At 43.7% G+C, this 16,561-nt stretch carries 16 protein-coding genes; 4 read left to right on the top strand and 12 right to left on the bottom strand.

Translation table 11 applies throughout. The features are described 5' to 3' along the window. The first annotated feature begins 274 nt into the window (after positions 1–274). Positions 275–1,954: a DUF6909 family protein gene (locus H1R16_RS08015; RefSeq protein ID WP_181887097.1), complete on the top strand. Its 1,680-nt coding sequence runs from the start codon at positions 275–277 to the stop codon at positions 1,952–1,954. Positions 1,955–1,984: 30 nt separating this feature from the next. On the opposite strand, the gene H1R16_RS08010 is transcribed toward H1R16_RS08015, so the two are convergent. Both H1R16_RS08010 and ypfJ read right to left on the bottom strand, forming a co-directional pair. Next, positions 1,985–2,521, bottom strand: a complete 537-nt coding sequence (locus H1R16_RS08010) for a 2'-5' RNA ligase family protein (RefSeq protein WP_181887098.1) — start codon at positions 2,519–2,521, stop codon at positions 1,985–1,987. A 52-nt stretch (positions 2,522–2,573) separates the two neighbouring features. After that, positions 2,574–3,425 (bottom strand): KPN_02809 family neutral zinc metallopeptidase, encoded by an 852-nt coding sequence (gene ypfJ / locus H1R16_RS08005; RefSeq protein WP_181887099.1) that lies wholly within the window; start codon positions 3,423–3,425, stop codon positions 2,574–2,576. A gap of 89 nt (positions 3,426–3,514) precedes the next feature. Between ypfJ and H1R16_RS08000 the strand changes: the two genes are divergently transcribed. Genes H1R16_RS08000 through H1R16_RS07990 form a run of 3 tightly spaced genes read left to right on the top strand, consistent with a single transcriptional unit; the run spans position 3,515 to position 5,305 of the window. Beyond that, complete coding sequence (locus H1R16_RS08000; RefSeq protein WP_181887100.1) at positions 3,515–3,841, top strand: hypothetical protein; 327 nt, start codon at positions 3,515–3,517, stop codon at positions 3,839–3,841. 4 nt (positions 3,842–3,845) lie between these two features. Continuing rightward, a complete protein-coding gene (locus H1R16_RS07995) occupies positions 3,846–4,175 on the top strand; it encodes a hypothetical protein (RefSeq protein WP_181887101.1) in 330 nt (109 codons plus the stop codon). 2 nt (positions 4,176–4,177) lie between these two features. Next, on the top strand, positions 4,178–5,305 hold the full coding sequence (locus H1R16_RS07990) for a glutathionylspermidine synthase family protein (RefSeq protein WP_181887102.1): 1,128 nt from the start codon (positions 4,178–4,180) through the stop codon (positions 5,303–5,305). A gap of 44 nt (positions 5,306–5,349) precedes the next feature. Here the strand turns inward: H1R16_RS07990 and ribH are convergent, their stop codons facing one another. From ribH to H1R16_RS07940, 10 genes are all read right to left on the bottom strand, one after another. Further along, positions 5,350–5,838, bottom strand: a complete 489-nt coding sequence (ribH, locus tag H1R16_RS07985) for a 6,7-dimethyl-8-ribityllumazine synthase (protein ID WP_181887103.1) — start codon at positions 5,836–5,838, stop codon at positions 5,350–5,352. A 2-nt stretch (positions 5,839–5,840) separates the two neighbouring features. After that, a complete protein-coding gene (locus H1R16_RS07980) occupies positions 5,841–6,545 on the bottom strand; it encodes a tetratricopeptide repeat protein (protein WP_181887104.1) in 705 nt (234 codons plus the stop codon). A 79-nt stretch (positions 6,546–6,624) separates the two neighbouring features. Continuing rightward, positions 6,625–7,158, bottom strand: coding sequence for an adenine phosphoribosyltransferase (locus H1R16_RS07975; protein WP_181887105.1), 534 nt, complete (start codon positions 7,156–7,158; stop codon positions 6,625–6,627). Between the two features lies 1 nt (position 7,159). After that, positions 7,160–8,317 carry a hypothetical protein gene (locus tag H1R16_RS07970; protein ID WP_181887106.1) on the bottom strand — a complete coding sequence of 386 codons (1,158 nt, stop codon included), beginning with the start codon at positions 8,315–8,317 and terminating at the stop codon, positions 7,160–7,162. 51 nt (positions 8,318–8,368) lie between these two features. Continuing rightward, positions 8,369–9,388 carry a hypothetical protein gene (locus H1R16_RS07965; protein WP_182035751.1) on the bottom strand — a complete coding sequence of 340 codons (1,020 nt, stop codon included), beginning with the start codon at positions 9,386–9,388 and terminating at the stop codon, positions 8,369–8,371. A 140-nt stretch (positions 9,389–9,528) separates the two neighbouring features. Further along, the gene (locus H1R16_RS07960) at positions 9,529–10,863 is read right to left on the bottom strand and encodes a quinol:cytochrome C oxidoreductase (protein WP_181887108.1); all 1,335 of its coding nucleotides are present in this window, start codon (positions 10,861–10,863) and stop codon (positions 9,529–9,531) included. Between the two features lie 14 nt (positions 10,864–10,877). Further along, positions 10,878–11,576: a c-type cytochrome gene (locus H1R16_RS07955; protein ID WP_181887109.1), complete on the bottom strand. Its 699-nt coding sequence runs from the start codon at positions 11,574–11,576 to the stop codon at positions 10,878–10,880. Then, on the bottom strand, positions 11,569–12,090 hold the full coding sequence (locus tag H1R16_RS07950; protein ID WP_181887110.1) for a DUF3341 domain-containing protein: 522 nt from the start codon (positions 12,088–12,090) through the stop codon (positions 11,569–11,571). Before H1R16_RS07950 ends, H1R16_RS07955 begins: the two co-directional genes overlap by 8 nt. Then, the gene (gene nrfD / locus H1R16_RS07945) at positions 12,077–13,471 is read right to left on the bottom strand and encodes an NrfD/PsrC family molybdoenzyme membrane anchor subunit (protein WP_158063029.1); all 1,395 of its coding nucleotides are present in this window, start codon (positions 13,469–13,471) and stop codon (positions 12,077–12,079) included. Before nrfD ends, H1R16_RS07950 begins: the two co-directional genes overlap by 14 nt. 18 nt (positions 13,472–13,489) lie before the next feature. After that, the gene (locus tag H1R16_RS07940; protein ID WP_181887111.1) at positions 13,490–16,546 is read right to left on the bottom strand and encodes a TAT-variant-translocated molybdopterin oxidoreductase; all 3,057 of its coding nucleotides are present in this window, start codon (positions 16,544–16,546) and stop codon (positions 13,490–13,492) included. Positions 16,547–16,561: the final 15 nt, after the last annotated feature.

Here is a 16,561-nt window from a genome sequence, read left to right as displayed (position 1 = left end):
AATAGTGTTTTTTGTACTGCAAATTTAGCTTATTTTTACATACGCATATAAATATTTATCTTTTTTCAGGGGGTATGCATTAAATAATTTGATTTTTTAAGAAAATATATGAACATTTATGGGGGTTGAATAGAAAACCATACGGTTTTAATTGTCTGCAAATCGAAACTGCTTAACCATATGTAGGTATTGGTTCCGCAAATAGTTAACTATAATTTATTAACTTTGTTCGTCATTAATTATAACTTTAACAAATATATTCCCAATATAATTTATGGCAACAAACCTACGTGCACGCGAAACCACAGAAGCAATCGAAAGGCTTTACGTAACCATGCGTCACCTCTTTTACAGAGGTTTTTTCAAACCTGGCGGCGTATCCGGGGAATCCATCCGAAATCTTCTTATGGTCATCTCGCCTGAAATTTACGGTTCTATGGCCGTATCCAACAAGGTGGAACTAGATGGGTTACTTTATGTGCTGGACCGGTTGCCGGCTGGGATTGAAGAAACTGCGTTTGTTCACCTTACTTCGGACGAGGGCTTTGAAAAAGGCAGTTTTGAGATTATTGTACCGAAGAAGCGCCGCCGTAACTGCTACCGTATTGACGAACAGCAGATGAATATTGAGGTCCTTCTGGGCCGTTCCGAAATCTATGATATCCTTACACATCTTACCTTTCTTTATATAGAAGCCGATAAAATCCGCGAACTGGGTTACCGTAAGGATGAGGATTACAAACCCACCAGAACCTGGAGGATTATAGAAGAAGTTGCGAAAGGTCAGAATAAACTAAGCCGCAAAGAAAAGGAAATTGCTCTTATACACCTTTCATCGCTGTTGGGAAGGACTTTTGACGAAGTTCTCCATGCCTACAACAGTTTTGGAGATGATACTAATCCGGACCGCCTGTTTAAGATCATCTATTATCTGGGCAAGACCAGCCTGGACGATATGAAAGGGGTTCGCGAACGCGAAATCTACTTCAGTGCTATCCTTAGGGAACGTGTGGGTCATCACCTTTTTGGTGAGAAATGGGCCAACCGGGTTAAGGAAGTTTTGGCTACCAACGACCTTCACATGCGGCCGCTGCATATTATCTCGGCTAATATGCATTCGGTAAAAAATATGCTTTACGGAAATGATGCGGTGGGCCGCAAATCCAGCAAAGAAGTGGACTATTCTTTTTATCAGGAAATCAGCAATCAGAGGCCACTGCAGGAAAAAGTCCTGGATTATTCCGAAAGTCAGGGTCTTATCTATATTGATGACAACAGCGGGAGTAATATTGACGTCCAGATTATTGATTTAAGCAAGGTAGATCTTACAAACTCCCCATTCCAGAACATTAAATATGATGGTGAGGATGTAATTCTTGTTTTTGACTATGCTTTCGGTGAGCAGGCTTACGAGATTATGGACGAATTGCTGAGACCCTATGAACATAATCAGGAAGTTTACACAATGAAGGTGAAATCCATATCGATTATGGGTAAAGCCGGAATTTTAACAGGAGCCAAAGGTGACATTATGATTCCCACCTCTCATATCTTTGAGGGCACGGCAGATAATTATGTTTTCGAAAACGCCCTTAAACTTGAGGATTTTGAAGATGATGAGATAAAAGCTTACGAAGGTTCAATGATCACAGTTTTGGGTACTTCCCTACAGAACAAAGACATTTTAACCTATTTTATGAATACGACCTGGAACGCGGTGGGTCTGGAAATGGAAGGCGCGCATTATCATAAAGCAATTCAGGTTGCCTCCAAGATCAGGCATCATATTTCACCCGACCTTTTTGTATGTTACGCCTATTATGCATCTGATAATCCACTTGAAACAGGTTCAACCTTATCCTCTGGAGGACTCGGTCTGACAGGTGTAAAGCCAACGTACCTGATAACAATGAAGATTCTGGAGAAAATATTGAATTCATCGGACAGTATCTGACAAATTAAGCCACCGGATCCGGTGGCTTAATTATTTTGCTGAAGGAAGGTCCCGGTAAGCAATGGGATGCCACTTCCCGTGCAGGTGCTTATAAAGGCTGATTTTTTCTACAGGAAAATTAAAGTCAACTTTCTTACTGCAATATTGCTCCCATGCCTTTAAAAATGCTTCGGGACTTAGGTCACGGAACGCCACGGTAAGGTGAGGATGAAAATGGCCGGCATAATTAAACGCAGACATCGCAGAATTGGTTTCGGAATAAATTTTCTGAAGTTCTTTGTTAGATTCCGGCTCAAGATATATAACAGGATTCTGGGGTTTGTTGAAGCAGTTATAGCCTGTTAAACGCATCCAAAAAGGATTTACCGTCAGGATCATTTTCATAAACTTACCTACAACTTCACTTTCATTTTGCTCATCAAAACTGAAAGGCGGGATCAAAGTAATATGCGGGAAGCTGTTGTACGCCCGTTCGGCGCCAAATCGTACAGCGAAGTCCTTCGCGATTAGCCTGATCTCATCTGAGACTTCCGGCGGTGGTTCGAATGCAATGAAGTAGAGGCTCATAAACAAAAATTCCTGCCTAAATATAAGCAGGAATTTCCAAAACTGTTAAATCTTATTTAAGTAATGCATTGAAGGTGTCACCCTGCCTGATATCGCCGGTGTTGTAACCTTTCATAAACCACTCTTTTCGCTGTGCTGAGCTACCGTGAGTGAAACTTTCCTGATTTACATAACCCTGAGACCGCTTCTGTATATTATCATCACCCACAGCTTCAGCCGCACTCATCGCAGCTTCCAGGTCACCCGGTTCCAGAAATTTCTCACGGTTTTCGGTATAACGTGCCCATAATCCAGCGTAAAAGTCCGCCTGTAATTCCGTAGCGACTGAAACCTGGTTCATATCCGTTTCAGAATAGTTACCGCTTCGTCTAAGCTGTTCTGTTTTCTGCAGAGTTCCCAATAAATTCTGAACATGATGTCCCATTTCATGAGCCATCACGTACGCTACAGAAAACTCAGTGACTTCTGCACCAAACCGGCTCTGCAATTCGGAAAAGAAACTCATATCCATATAAATGGACTGATCCGAGGGACAGTAAAAAGGTCCCATAGCATCCTGTGCGGTTCCGCAGCCGGATTGTGTCATCCCTTCAAACATCACCACTTTTGCAGGGCTGTACTGCATACCGTTCTCCGAAAATATTTTATCCCAGGTCTGTTCATTCTCTGCAGTGATCATCTGAACAAACTCCCGCACCTGCAGTTCCTCCTGTGTTAGGTCACGCTGCTCAGTTTGTGCAGTGGATGATCCTCCGGTACTGAGGATAGCTGAAGGGTCTCCACCCAGGAAAAATACGATGGCGGCAATAATAAGCGAGCCCAATCCGCCGCCTACCAGCATTCCACCACTGCCGGCACCTCTTCTGTCGTCCACATTACCGCTACGGTCCCCAGTCCATTTCATAGTTTATTTAATTAAGTTTGATGTTCAAATTTATATATTCTGACAAAATAAATAAGTATTTACTACTTTTGATTTTTATAACAGAAACGATGCATCAAAAAATACGCCGACTCAGTTCTGCACTTCCCCTTTTACTGGTGATCTCCTGCAGCAGCGGGCAGCCTACGGACGAAACAGTTCAGTCCGTTCCTAAAAAATCTTCGATCGAAACAGAGGTTTCCGTTCAACACCTGGACTCGGCAGATGTACTTGTTACACGCCATAAAGTGTGGGTAAACAACAGTCTGGCCAGGGAAATCATTAATATGGACACCATTCCTGCATTAGGGGACACTCTGGTGACTGTAGAGCAGAATGGAGGCACTGTGGAGCAGACAGCTAAGAAAGACTACGAATTCTATATCACCGTTCAATAAGATCATGAAAAAAAGCAAGCAAATCACCCTAGTTTTCGTAAGCGGAATTTTAGCCAGCTGCTCTCCCACTCCTGAAGAGAAGTCCTGGGACGGTGAGAAAAAAGTATATATGCGTTCGGATTCTACGGCAGGCTACAGTCCGGCACATGGTTTTATGACGGGGCTGCTGCTGTATCATGTTTTCAGACCTTACGGCTTTTCCGGAGCAAACGGTTTCCAGCGGGGGTACTATAATGGCGCGCTTTCACCTAGTTCCAATGTTGGACGAAACGCCTATAAAGGGAATGTGGTAAGAGGTGGAATGGGCAAATCGGGCTTCAGTGCCTCATCCTGATTATGAACAGGATCCCTACTATCCCACGTCAAAACTGGCAGCAGAAACTGGAAGATCTCGGATTTGGTTTCCATTCGCTGGACGATGCCTATTGGGATGAAAGCGCATACTATGAATTTGACCGCAACGAAGTAGACCAACTCGAAAAGGCTACACAGGAATTATGGGATATGTACCTGGAAGCCGTGGAACATGTAATTTCTAAAAACCTCTTCTTTAAATTCCAGATCCCCGAATGGTTCCGAAAACCCATCACCGACAGCTGGGAAAACGATGCACCATCCATATACGGCAGGTTTGATCTGGGGTACGACGGTCATCAAATCAAACTTCTGGAGTTTAATGCCGATACGCCAACCTCACTATTTGAAGGATCTGTAATACAATGGTATTGGCTGAAGGATAAATTCCCAAATAATGACCAGTTTAATTCCATCCACGAAAAACTGATTGAGTACTGGAAGCACCTGAAACCTTACCTTAGCTGCGATTTCGTACACTTTGCTTCCCTGACCAATATTGAAGATGTAACCACGGTAGAATATATGCGCGACTGCGCCTCGCAGGCTGGTCTGGAAACGCAATACATAGCAGTTCAGGATATAGGCTGGGCTGAAGAAATTAAGGAATTTATTGACGAAAACCGAGAGGTGATGCAGGTGATCTTCAAACTCTATCCCTATGAGTGGATTCTGGCAGAAGATTTTGGGAAAAACCTGGCAGGCAATCTGCACAAAACACAGTGGATTGAGCCGGCGTGGAAAATGCTGGCTTCGTCAAAAGCTATGCTTCCCGTACTTTGGGAACTGTATCCCAACCATCCTTATCTTCTGGAGAGTTATTTTGAGCCGCGTCATCTCGTGAGCTATGCCAAAAAGCCACTCTATTCGCGTGAGGGAGCAAATATATCGCTCTTCAAAAATTACCGTCCTATTGAAGAAAACAGCGGAACTTACGGAAAGGAAGGATATATCTATCAGCAGTTATTTGACCTTCCTGATTTCAGCGGGAATTTTCCCGTGATTGGGAGTTGGATCGTCGGTCAGGAAGCGGCGGGAATTGGTGTGCGTGAAAGTGTAAACCTGATTACCAACAACCAAAGCCGGTTTGTGCCTCACCTGATCACATAACGACGGTGAGGTAACCTTTCGGCTTCAGGAATTAGCTCTGAAGGTTATTTTCCGTATTTATTTCGGAAACCAATCATCTGCAGTGCCGTAACGGCAGCCTCCACCCCTTTATTTCCTAAAGTACCGCCACTCCTGGCAATGGACTGCTCTTTGGTATCGTCTGTTAAAACGCAGAAAATGGTGGGTGTATCTGTAAGGATATTACAGTCTTTAATGCCGTGCGTCACAGCCTGGCATACATAGTCGAAATGCGAAGTTTCTCCGCGTATCACACAGCCAACTGCAATTACAGCATCAAACTGTTTCTCTTTACAAAGCTGCATGGAGGCATAGCTTAGTTCAAATGCACCGGGAACGCTGAAAACCAAAATATTTTCGCGCTTCACGCCTTCTGTGGTAAGTACTTCTACTGCACCGTCGCGAAGGTTGTGGGTTACAAAATCATTCCACTCTGAAACAACAATGCCAATTCGGAAAGAATCAGCATTTTGTATATGTAATGGTTTGTAATCTGAAAGATTAACTGTTGCCATATTTAGAAGTATTTTACCATTTCAATATAAGCGTCGGACATTCCGTTGTCGTAATCCTTGAACTTCTCATCTACGGAAGTGAAATACTTCTTCGCCAGATCCTTTTTATTAAGCGCGAGCGCTACTGTACCGGCTTTTCGGGTAAAGTAATATTTGGTATAAGGATCGTCTGAAGCATTCATTGCTTTTTCAAGCAGCGAAAGTGCCTCGTCATTTCTGTTCAGATTAGACTGAGCATCGGCCATAGCGCCATATTTAAGAGCCATCAGGACTTCATTATCTGATGAGAACTGATCCAGCAAATCATAGGCTTCCTGGTATTTGCCTTCTTTAAATTTAAGAAGACCTGCATTATAAGCAGAAAGTTTCCCTACAGATGTATTGGTGTATTCCTTTGCAGTACCCAGGAACCCTGGATTAGCCGCAGATTTCCCACCCAATGCTTCAGCGTTATTACCTTCGGCCAAATTTTTCTGTGCAGCCAGATAGCTTTTGGTAGCTTCCAGATTTTTAGGAGCCACAACAAATTGCTGGTACGCAAAGTACACCAGCACGGCAGCCACCATTGAAACAAACAAAATAACCAGAATTTTGGAGTTCTTCTCCAGAAAACGCTCAGTCTGCAAAGCTTCCTTATCCAGATCCTTGAAGAATTCAACTGTTTCCTTACCTTCCGGAGTTTTTTCGTTTTGTTTATGTTTTGCCATAATTTATGTAAAATTGAAGTGCAAATTTAGTGGTTTCAGAATGATTAACAAAATTTTTGTTACAATGCTCCAGAAACTTTTAATACTCAAGAATTTTGTGAATTTCCGCATCAAACTGCGCCAGTTTCTGCTCGCCCTGCAAACCTCTTAAACCAATCAGGAAACTAAATTGCGAAACAGTGGCGCCCTGCTTCTGTACCAGACGTGCTGCAGCTTCGGTAGTGCCTCCTGTAGCAAGCAAATCGTCATGAATCAATACACGCTGACCGGGCTTTAACTGGCCTTCACGCATCTCAATCTCCGCAGACCCATATTCAAGATCATATTTCTCTGCAACGAACGGTGGCGGAAGTTTGCCCTTCTTACGTATAAGGATGAATGGCACCCCAATGGCCACTGCAACAGCAATCCCAAAAAGATAGCCCCGACTTTCAATACCACATACCGCATCAACCTTCCCTCTGCTGAATTCGGCTAAATTCAAAATCACATCAGCATAAAGCAGGTGATCCAAAAAAATGGGCGTGATGTCGCGAAACATAATACCATCATGAGGAAAATTGGGCACGGTTTCAATTGCATTTTCAAGCCTTTGTACTAAGTCTGCTGACATTCTATTTTATATTATAACTGGATATTTTCCACTCTCCATTTACATTCTTCAGACCGAAAGTAACATTAAGTGCCGAAGTGTTGCCGTTCTTATCTGTCACATCATACGCAGCAGATACGGAAGCGGAATTTGGATTTGAAGCGGAAGTTGAAATATTCTTCACATTTACACTTTTCACGCTGCCGAAACCAGAGTTAGGATTAGAAAATTTATCATAGGTTCCCCATGCAGGATTACTGGACACCTCGTAGGCAGAACGCAAATTCTGGGTACTGATGCCGTTCAGAAAGCGCTGCACTGTGGTCTTGGGGTCGCCAGCCGGAGCAGGTGAGCTTCCCGGAGCAGGATCTGCGAGCGGATCTGCAAGCGAAGGATCCTGGACTTCTGTTTCCAGCGGTTCAGCCGGAGGTGCAATCTGCGGTTGCATTAAAGCATTCGGATTGACTTTTACACCTACATTGGTCATCTTAAGTGTCTTCGCCGTTGTCTTAACAGAGACAGTGATGTCAACCGTATTATTCTGCAGCTTTTCGGCAGGAAGTTTATCATAACGCAGCGTAAAGCCGTAAAATTTATTGTCCTGCATTAAATTTTTGGAAGTAAAGACCTTGTTGCCTCCACTGTATACTTCCATTATGGTTTCTAAAGCAGCACCACTGAATTCAATTGGTTTCCCGTTGCCATCTACCAGACGCGGCACTACAAGAAGGGCTTTGGGACCCAACACACTGTCTGCCTGCGCCGGCCTTGTAGTTATGCGGAGTGCGTTTGCGGAAATATCATTCGGATCCGATTCTTTGGCCGCTACATCTTCAAAAATATTCATCTCACCCAATGAAGGCGGACCGGTACTGGTCCAGGCAATCCCATTTTCCCTGGCAACCTCGTCGGCCATACGGAAGATGTCGGGAACCTTCTTACCTTCCAGGAGTTTGGACAGTTGTACAAGTTCGTGCGTTTCGCCTTCCGCGTCCACAGCGAATGTCTTCAGCATGTACAGCGCCTCATTAAATTTGTACTGCTGAAGCGTATTGAGGCTGGAAGCCATATCGTTGATGCTGGACTGGAAGGTCTTAAGATTAGTGGCATCCACTGAATCCTTCTTGCAGCTGATTAATAAAAGGAAAACCGCACATAGCAGCAGGGTTAATTTTCTCATAGAAAAGGTGATTTCATACAAATTTAACTTATTTTGACGATACTCAACTTCTTAATTATGCTGCCCACCGTTCGGACCCTCGTGAAGTCCCTCGCCGCTGAAGCTGCTAAAGACAGGCTGCATGTTCGGGAAACCCACTTCCTCCCAATAGCGTTCACTGTAGGAGCTTTTGGCGGGATCTAATTTTACCTTATTGGATTCCGGTTTATCCGTAAATCCAATTTCCTGTGGGATGAAAGTTGCATATTTGATCATTTGGTGAAAATCGGGTTCAGATTTGTGCTTCAACTTAAAAGCCAACTGCTCGTTGTAGCCCGTAAAGTCGCGTAGATTAACGGAGCCTTTGGTGAAGTTGACTGTGCTTTTGTATACAAAATCATAAAAGCTGTATCCAAATATGCTGAATGGCTTTTCCTGAAGCGCTGCGGAGTTAAGCTGCATCATTGTAATATCATCATTGCTCACCTCTTTATACTTATTTTTGGGATTGGTCTTCGGTTCCTGCATTTTACCGATTCGTTCCAGTTCAGGAAGTTTCAAAAAACCTGTATACACCATAGACGCTATCTTCTTTCGGTCTTCGTTTTCATTTTTCCGCGTAAATGACCTATACTGCTCTATGTACAGATCCTTAACCTTCTTTGTATTGCTATCGTATACATAGGTAGCAATTCCATCTGCATAAACATTAAACTCTTTGTTAACAGTGAGGTATACATTAAAGGGTCCCCGCACGGTCATGAACCTGGCTTTTTTGCTGCTTACAACAACAGGAGCGATCTCCGTTACACGGTCATTCAACTTAAGCGTGGATACTTGCAGATCTTTTGCAGAAACGGTAGCCAGAGTATAGGAATCATGCACCAGAATATAAGATTCCTGCACAGGCAAAAGAGCGTCCCGCTGAACCAGTCCTTCCACATCGGAAGTCGTATAGAGTTCTCCTTTAGCAGAAAAGAAACTAACATTAGATAGCGGTTCTCCGGTGTTGGCCGAGACCAGTTTCAGTGTTTGCGCAGAAACTAAAAAGAAGGCGGCGAACACCAGCAGAAATAAAAGCTTTGTTTTCATAGTTGTTATAGTGGTTTATCAGGTTAAACTGTATCGCAAGCATGAAATCAGAAATGGTGGACTCACAAATACAGAGGTAAAAGATAATAAAAATCCCCGAAAACGTAAGTTAACGGGGATTTAGAGTTATTGCATTCCTTTTAGAAAGGATATTCGTAAATCTTGGATTCATGAAGGTAAGGGTTACCTTCCGGAATAAGTTTGAGTTTTGAAAGGGTGTGCAGAACAACCAGCATAAACAGTCCAACAACAAACAGTACTGCGCCAATGGTCAGAATCCAAAGTTCAGGAGTTCTCCAGTATGGACCAATTGTACCGGGCATTACCATATTAAAGTAATCCCATGCATGACCAAACAGGACAATAAATGCCATTGTGGTAACCACCTTATAATTTCTCTTGATGCTGGAACTTACCATTACCAACAATGGAATAAGGAAGTTCGGGATAAGCATTGGGAGGAAGATTTCTTTATAGTGCTCAAACCTTCCAAAGAAGTAGTTAACCTCTTCCGGTACGTTGGCATACCAGTAAAGCATGAACTGAGCAAACCATGTATATGTCCAGAGCATACTTGAAGCGAACAGGAATACGCCAAGGTCATGAAGGTGGTTATCATTAAACTGCGGCAGGAAACCATTCTTCTTAAGATAAACACTCAGTATGATGATCACAGCAATACCACTGGAAAGGCAGCTAACCATTGAGTACCAAATATACATTGTGGAGTACCAGTGAGGGTCAATAGACATTAACCAGTCCCACGCCCAGGCTGCTGATGCGAAACCGAAAAAAGCGATATAACCAACAGCCCATCTGTACAGGTACTGGTAATCTCTAAGAGACTTGGTTTCATCAACCTTTCTGGACATCTGTCTTAACTTCCAGGCGAGGAAGGAAGCACCTACTACATATAATACCGTACGGAATGCATACCATGGAATATTAAGGAACTTTTTCTTTTCAAAAAGGATTACGTCAAACTGATCTGAGTTTGGATCTGTTAATTCAGGATCCATCCAGTGAAACAGATGCCCGTAATGTGTAATGTTAAGCAGCATAATGATGATCAGAATGGCACCTCCATAAGGAATATAGCCTCCGATCGCTTCCATGACCCTTGTTATAATGATAGGCCATCCTGCATGTGCAACATGCTGAATACAGTAGAAGAACATTACCGCACAGCTAACTCCAAAAAAGAATACAGCAATAAAGTGTATAGAAGCTAACGGTTGGTTATGGATCTGATGTTTAGCATGGGCCAGGTGACCGTCATGATCCTTTGCAGGAGTCATCACTTCGCTGGAATGCGTAGGAGCTTTTTCTCCGGAGCTCATAGCAGCCTCCATCATATGTTCTATTCTGGTGTCATCTATGCCATGATTCATAAAATATCCTGCGGTAAAAAGAACCAATCCGGCAACGAGGAGTATAATAGAAACTAATTTTAATTTAGGCGAAAAACTATACATTTTAATTCTTTTTATTATTGAGTTGCGGTAGAATCTGTTGAAGCTGCTGTTCCTGCTGCAGCACCTGAAGAAGCCGGAGTCATTCCGCCTTTAAAGGCATTCATAACATACATGGCCACTCTCCATCTGTCACCAGCATTAAGCTGGCCTGCGTATGAACCCATTGCGTTTCTTCCGTGCATAATTACGTAATGTACAGAACCTACAGAAATATCACGGTCTGCATATTTTGGCACACCACTGTAAGCGCCGCTCTGAACAATTGGCCCCTGGCCGTCACCTGAAGTGCCATGACATGCTGCACATGTGCGGTCATACAAAATTTTTCCTCTCTCAAGATTCTTCTTCTGTCCGGCAGCATTCAGTGGCGAGGCAGTAAGACCTTTTGACTCGGCATATCCGGCATTATACTGATCGGGAGTCATAGCAGAAGCTGAGTTTGCTTCAGCTACACCGTCTTTATTCTGCATTACAGTACCGTCCACAGGAATCATACCTGTGGCTCCGCCGTTCTTTACAAACGCGGGAATTTCATTTTCATGGTCAGAATAAGCATCTTCCGCTTTCATGAGAGGGTCGTACGCTACCGGGAAATACATATCCGGAAAGTAAACCAATGGTGGATTATCCTTGGGCCCACAGGAATTAAGCATCACAGTAGTTATTGCTAAAGCTGCAGTTATTTTGAATATCTTCTGTTTCATGTTACGCATCTTTTACAGTTATTTCCTCAACTCCTGTATCAATCAGGATTTGCTTTACAGTATCTACATCATCTGTAAGAAACTCCATCATAAACTTATCGTCCGTCGTACGTGGATCAGGATTCTGTGGCGGTGCCAGAGGATACATCTTATTTCTTATAAGGAAAGTAAGCGACATCATGTGAGCTGCACAGAAAACTGTAAGTTCAAACATTGGCACTACAAAGGCAGGCATGTTTTCCCACCATGTGAACGATGGCTTACCACCGATGTTCATGGGCCAGTCATGATTCATGGCGTACCAGGAAATAAGTATAGCCACGGTAACACCGTAAACAGCATACATAAATGCAGCATCAGAAATACGGGTTTTCTTTAAGCCAAGTGCTTTATCCAGCCCGTGTACCGGAAATGGAGTATACACCTCATTAATGGCAATTCCTTTGTCTCTAAAAGCCCTTACGCCATCCATCAGGTCATCATCGTCGGCGTACAGTCCGTAAATTATTTTAGTGGTGCTCATCTCCTTCTTTTGCTTTATAGGTTTCACCTGAAATTTTCAAGATAGATTTCAATTCCGCCTGTGCGATTACAGGGAATGTACGTGCATACAGCAGGAAGAGTACGGAGAAGAATCCGATCGTTCCCAAGAATACACCAACGTCTATAATGGACGGCTTAAACATTGTCCAGCTGCTTGGCAGATAGTCGCGTGACAGGTTGATTACGATAATGTCAAAACGCTCAAACCACATCCCGATGTTAATGATCAGGGCAATGATGAATGTAGCGATGATGTTCGTTCTTACTTTTTTGAACCAGAATAATGCCGGCACAACAAGGTTACAGATAATCAGTGACCAGAATGCCCACCAGTATGGACCGGTTGCTGCACCCGGTGTAAGGTATGCGAAGTCTTCATAACGGCTTCCGGAATACCATGCGATGAAATACTCACAGGCATAAGCTACGGTTACCATACCACCCGTTACGATGATAACTATATTCATGATCTCAATGTGGTACATTGTGATATAATCTTCAAGGTCGCACACTTTCCTGGCAACAAGAAGAAGTGTCTGTACCATTGCAAATCCAGAGAAGATCGCACCGGCAACGAAGTATGGCGGATAAATTGTAGAGTGCCATCCTTTAATTACCGACGTAGCAAAGTCAAAGGATACCGTGGTGTGTACCGAGAATACAAGTGGAGTCGCAAGACCCGCAAGTACCAGTGAAAGCTCTTCAAATCTCTGCCAGTGTTTGGCTTTACCACCCCAACCAAAGGCAAGGAAAGTATAGATCTTTTTAGTCCACGGAGTTTTCGCACGGTCTCTGATCATGGCAAAATCCGGAATAAGACCCATGAACCAGAATACCGTGGACACAGAGAAATAAGTGGAGATTGCAAATACGTCCCAGAAAAGAGGTGAGTTAAAGTTGGTCCAAAGAGATCCGTACTGGTTAGGAATCGGGAATACCCAGTAGCCTACCCATACTCTACCCATGTGGATTACAGGGAAGATGGCCGCCTGTACAACCGCGAAGATAGTCATCGCCTCTGCCGAACGGTTAACGGACATTCTCCATCTCTGTCTGAACAGTAACAGTACTGCGGAGATAAGAGTTCCTGCGTGACCAATACCTACCCACCATACGAAGTTGGTAATATCCCAACCCCAGTTTATGGTTCTGTTAAGGCCCCACGCACCGATACCGGTTCCTATGGTATAGGCAATACAGCCGAAGCCGTAAATGAAAAGGGCAAGTGCTGCGTAGAAAGAAATCCACCACAGTTTCCCGGCTCTTTCCTCGATGGGTCTGGCGATATCTTCTGTGATATCGTGATAGGTTTTGTGACCAATAATTAAAGGTTCCCGGATCGGGGCTTCGTAATGTGACATTTGTTACCTTATTATTATTTATACTTTATTATCTTCTCTTCTGTTTCTTACCTTGGTATGATAGAATACGTTTGGCTTGGTACCGATTTCCTCCAGCAATGTATATCTTCTGTTGCTGTTGTAGAGTTTCCGTACCTCAGAATTCTTGTCATTCATGTCACCAAACTTCAGGGCGCCGGTTCCACAAGCCTGTGAGCACGCTGTCTGGAATTCTCCGTCTGCCACTCTTCTGCCTTCTTTCTTAGCTTCCAGAATGGTATTCTGCGTCATCTGGATACAAAGTGAACATTTCTCCATAACCCCTCTGGTTCTTACTACCACATCCGGGTTAAGTACCATTCTTCCCAAATCATTGTTTTGGTTAAAGTCGAATTTATCATTCAGGTTATAAGTAAACCAGTTGAATCTTCTTACTTTATACGGACAGTTGTTCGCACAATATCTTGTACCGATACATCTGTTGTATGCCATCTGGTTCTGACCCTGCTTACCGTGAGAAGTTGCCGCTACCGGACATACAGTTTCACATGGAGCGTGGTTACAGTGCTGGCACATCACCGGCTGGAAGATAACATCCGGGTTTTTAGCCGGCTCAATCAGGATATCATACAGTTCAGGAACATTAAGGCCTCTTTCAACCTGCTCCTTAGTATGGATTTTTTCTTTTGCTGAATAATAACGGTCAATTCTTAACCAATACATATCACGCGACATTCTGATCTCCTCCTTACCAACAACAGGTACGTTGTTCTCTGCCTGACAAGCGATGATACATGCTCCACAGCCGGTACATGCGTTCAGGTCTACAGAAAGGTTAAAGTGAGGACCGTCTGTATCATCATGTTCATCCCATAAAGAGATCTTCCCTGCCGGAGTGGATTCAGTAAGAGTATGGTACTCCAAAGGCTTGTTCCAACCGTTGATTTTGTCATCAAAAGGTACGTTGATGAAATCATCCAGAGGAACTTCTCTTGCGATCTCGTAACGTCCCATCAGGGTATTATGAAGCTGCATACCTGCAAATTCGTGCATTCCGCTAACTGTCTCAATCTTAACGTTTGAAAGAGCAAGGTTGGAACCGTCGAACAGAGGGTAAGCATTAACACCCGTTTCTGCGATCTTACCTGAATCAGTTTTACCGTATCCAAGCGCAAGTCCGAAAGAACCGTCGGCCTGTCCGGGCTGTACGAATACTGGAACATCCTTGATTGTAACACCGTTTACAGTAAGGTTCACTCTGGAACCGTCAAGCTGCATTCTGGCATTAAGGTCATTTTCCAGACCAAGTTTCTTGGCATCGTCCGGAGAAACGGTAAGGTAGTTGTCCCAAGCAAGTCTCGTTACAGGATCCGGAAGTTCCTGCAGCCAAGGATTGTTGGCCTGGGTTCCGTCTCCAATTGAAGTCTTGGTATAAAGGACAAGTTCGTATTCCGAAGGTTTCATATTGGCAATCTCTGCAGCAGCCTGAGCTGCATTTCCACCGCCGTAAGAAAGGGTACCACCTGCATTAGGTGCAGCATTGAAGCCGTTATAAAGAACTTTGTTGAAGCTTGTTCCACCAATCATTGTAGTGGCATTCGCTTTCAGATATTCGTAATAGTTATTGTTGGTATTGTTTTTACCATTAATCCAAACAAGAAGAGACTCTTCAATCTGTCTGGATTTGTAGATTTTTTGGATGGTAGGCTGCATCAGGGCATAAACTCCCGACTGCGGAGTAAGATCTCCCCAGCTTTCCAGCCAGTTAGCTACCGGAATAACTGCGTGAGCAGCTTTATACATCTCATTCTTCTTATCAGCAACTGCGATTACGGCATTTACCTTACCAAGAGCAGCTTTGAAAGCCTGTCCTTTGTTTGAAGAATATATTGGGTTTACATTGTTTGTAATAAGAACTCCTACCTGACCGGCATTCATCCAGCTCAGGAACTCCTGATATCTCGCACCGTCGAATTCCTTCATCAGGTTCGCTCTTCCTGTGAAAGCAGTAGAACCAAGCTTTTGGTTAATAAGGTGCGCCAGTACCTGGGCTGCTTTGGAACCGTCGGCAAAAACAACAGCGTTGCTTCCTTTAGCCTGTAGTTCCTTAACAATCTTGGCTGCAGCAGGGTTATTAACTCCGCCACCGTTCAGACCGTTGTAAACTGCCAGTAAAGTCTGGTTTACATCGCTTGGCTTCATTGGCATCCTTTCATCCGCATTTGCACCCGTAAGTGACATATTGGATTCTATCTGAATATGCTTCAGCATATTTGCGCCCGGTTTCCTGGCTGCGGCGTAAGTAGTTTCAAGACCACCGCCGTTGTAATCTCCAAGGAAATCTGCCTGGAAAGACACTACCAGCTGAGTGGCAGTAAGGTCATACACAGGAAGGGCTCTCTGTCCGAATACCTCCTGAGCAGCATCAAGGGAGGCCGCATAAGGATAAGCATCATAAGTTACGAGCTCCGCCGTTGGATATTTAGCTTTGAATTCTGAGAAAAGTTTCTTGAAAGTTGGGGAAGGGAAAGAATGTGATAAAACAACAATTCTTTTTCCTGCACCCTGAGCCTGAGTAAGAGCGTTCAGAACATAATCGTCCACTTTATCAAAAGTCTCGTCCTTACCATTCAGTTTAGGCTGCTTTACTTTATCATTATCATAAAGCGAAAGGATACTGGCCTGGGTCCTGGCACTTGTAGTACCCATTGCACCTGCTGCCGGATTCGGCTCAATTTTTATCGGACGGCCTTCTCTTGTCTTTACGAGAACACTCGCAAAATCAAACCCGTCAAAATAAGTGGACGCATAGTAGTTAGGTACACCAGGGATAATACTGTGGGGTTTTACTACGTACGGTATAGACTTGACAACAGGTGCCTCACATGCCGCCAGTGTTACAGCTGCGGTAGAAAATCCTAAAAGCTTCAGGAAATCCCTTCTGGATGTACCGCTGTCACTGTTAAGCAACTGATCATCACCAAGAATCTCATCAACAGGAATTTCATTCTGAAACTCTTTCTGAGCCAGCTTACCGTTTAAAGCCGGATCTTTAAGTTCGTGAATACTTCTGAATTGTATTTTATTTGAAGCCATTGATACTTCTAATTT

The sequence above is a fragment of the Marnyiella aurantia genome (genome assembly GCF_014041915.1).
GTDB lineage: Bacteria > Bacteroidota > Bacteroidia > Flavobacteriales > Weeksellaceae > Marnyiella > Marnyiella aurantia.
Note: the sequence above shows the minus strand (reverse complement) of the source record. Positions and strands in the feature narration are given on the sequence as shown.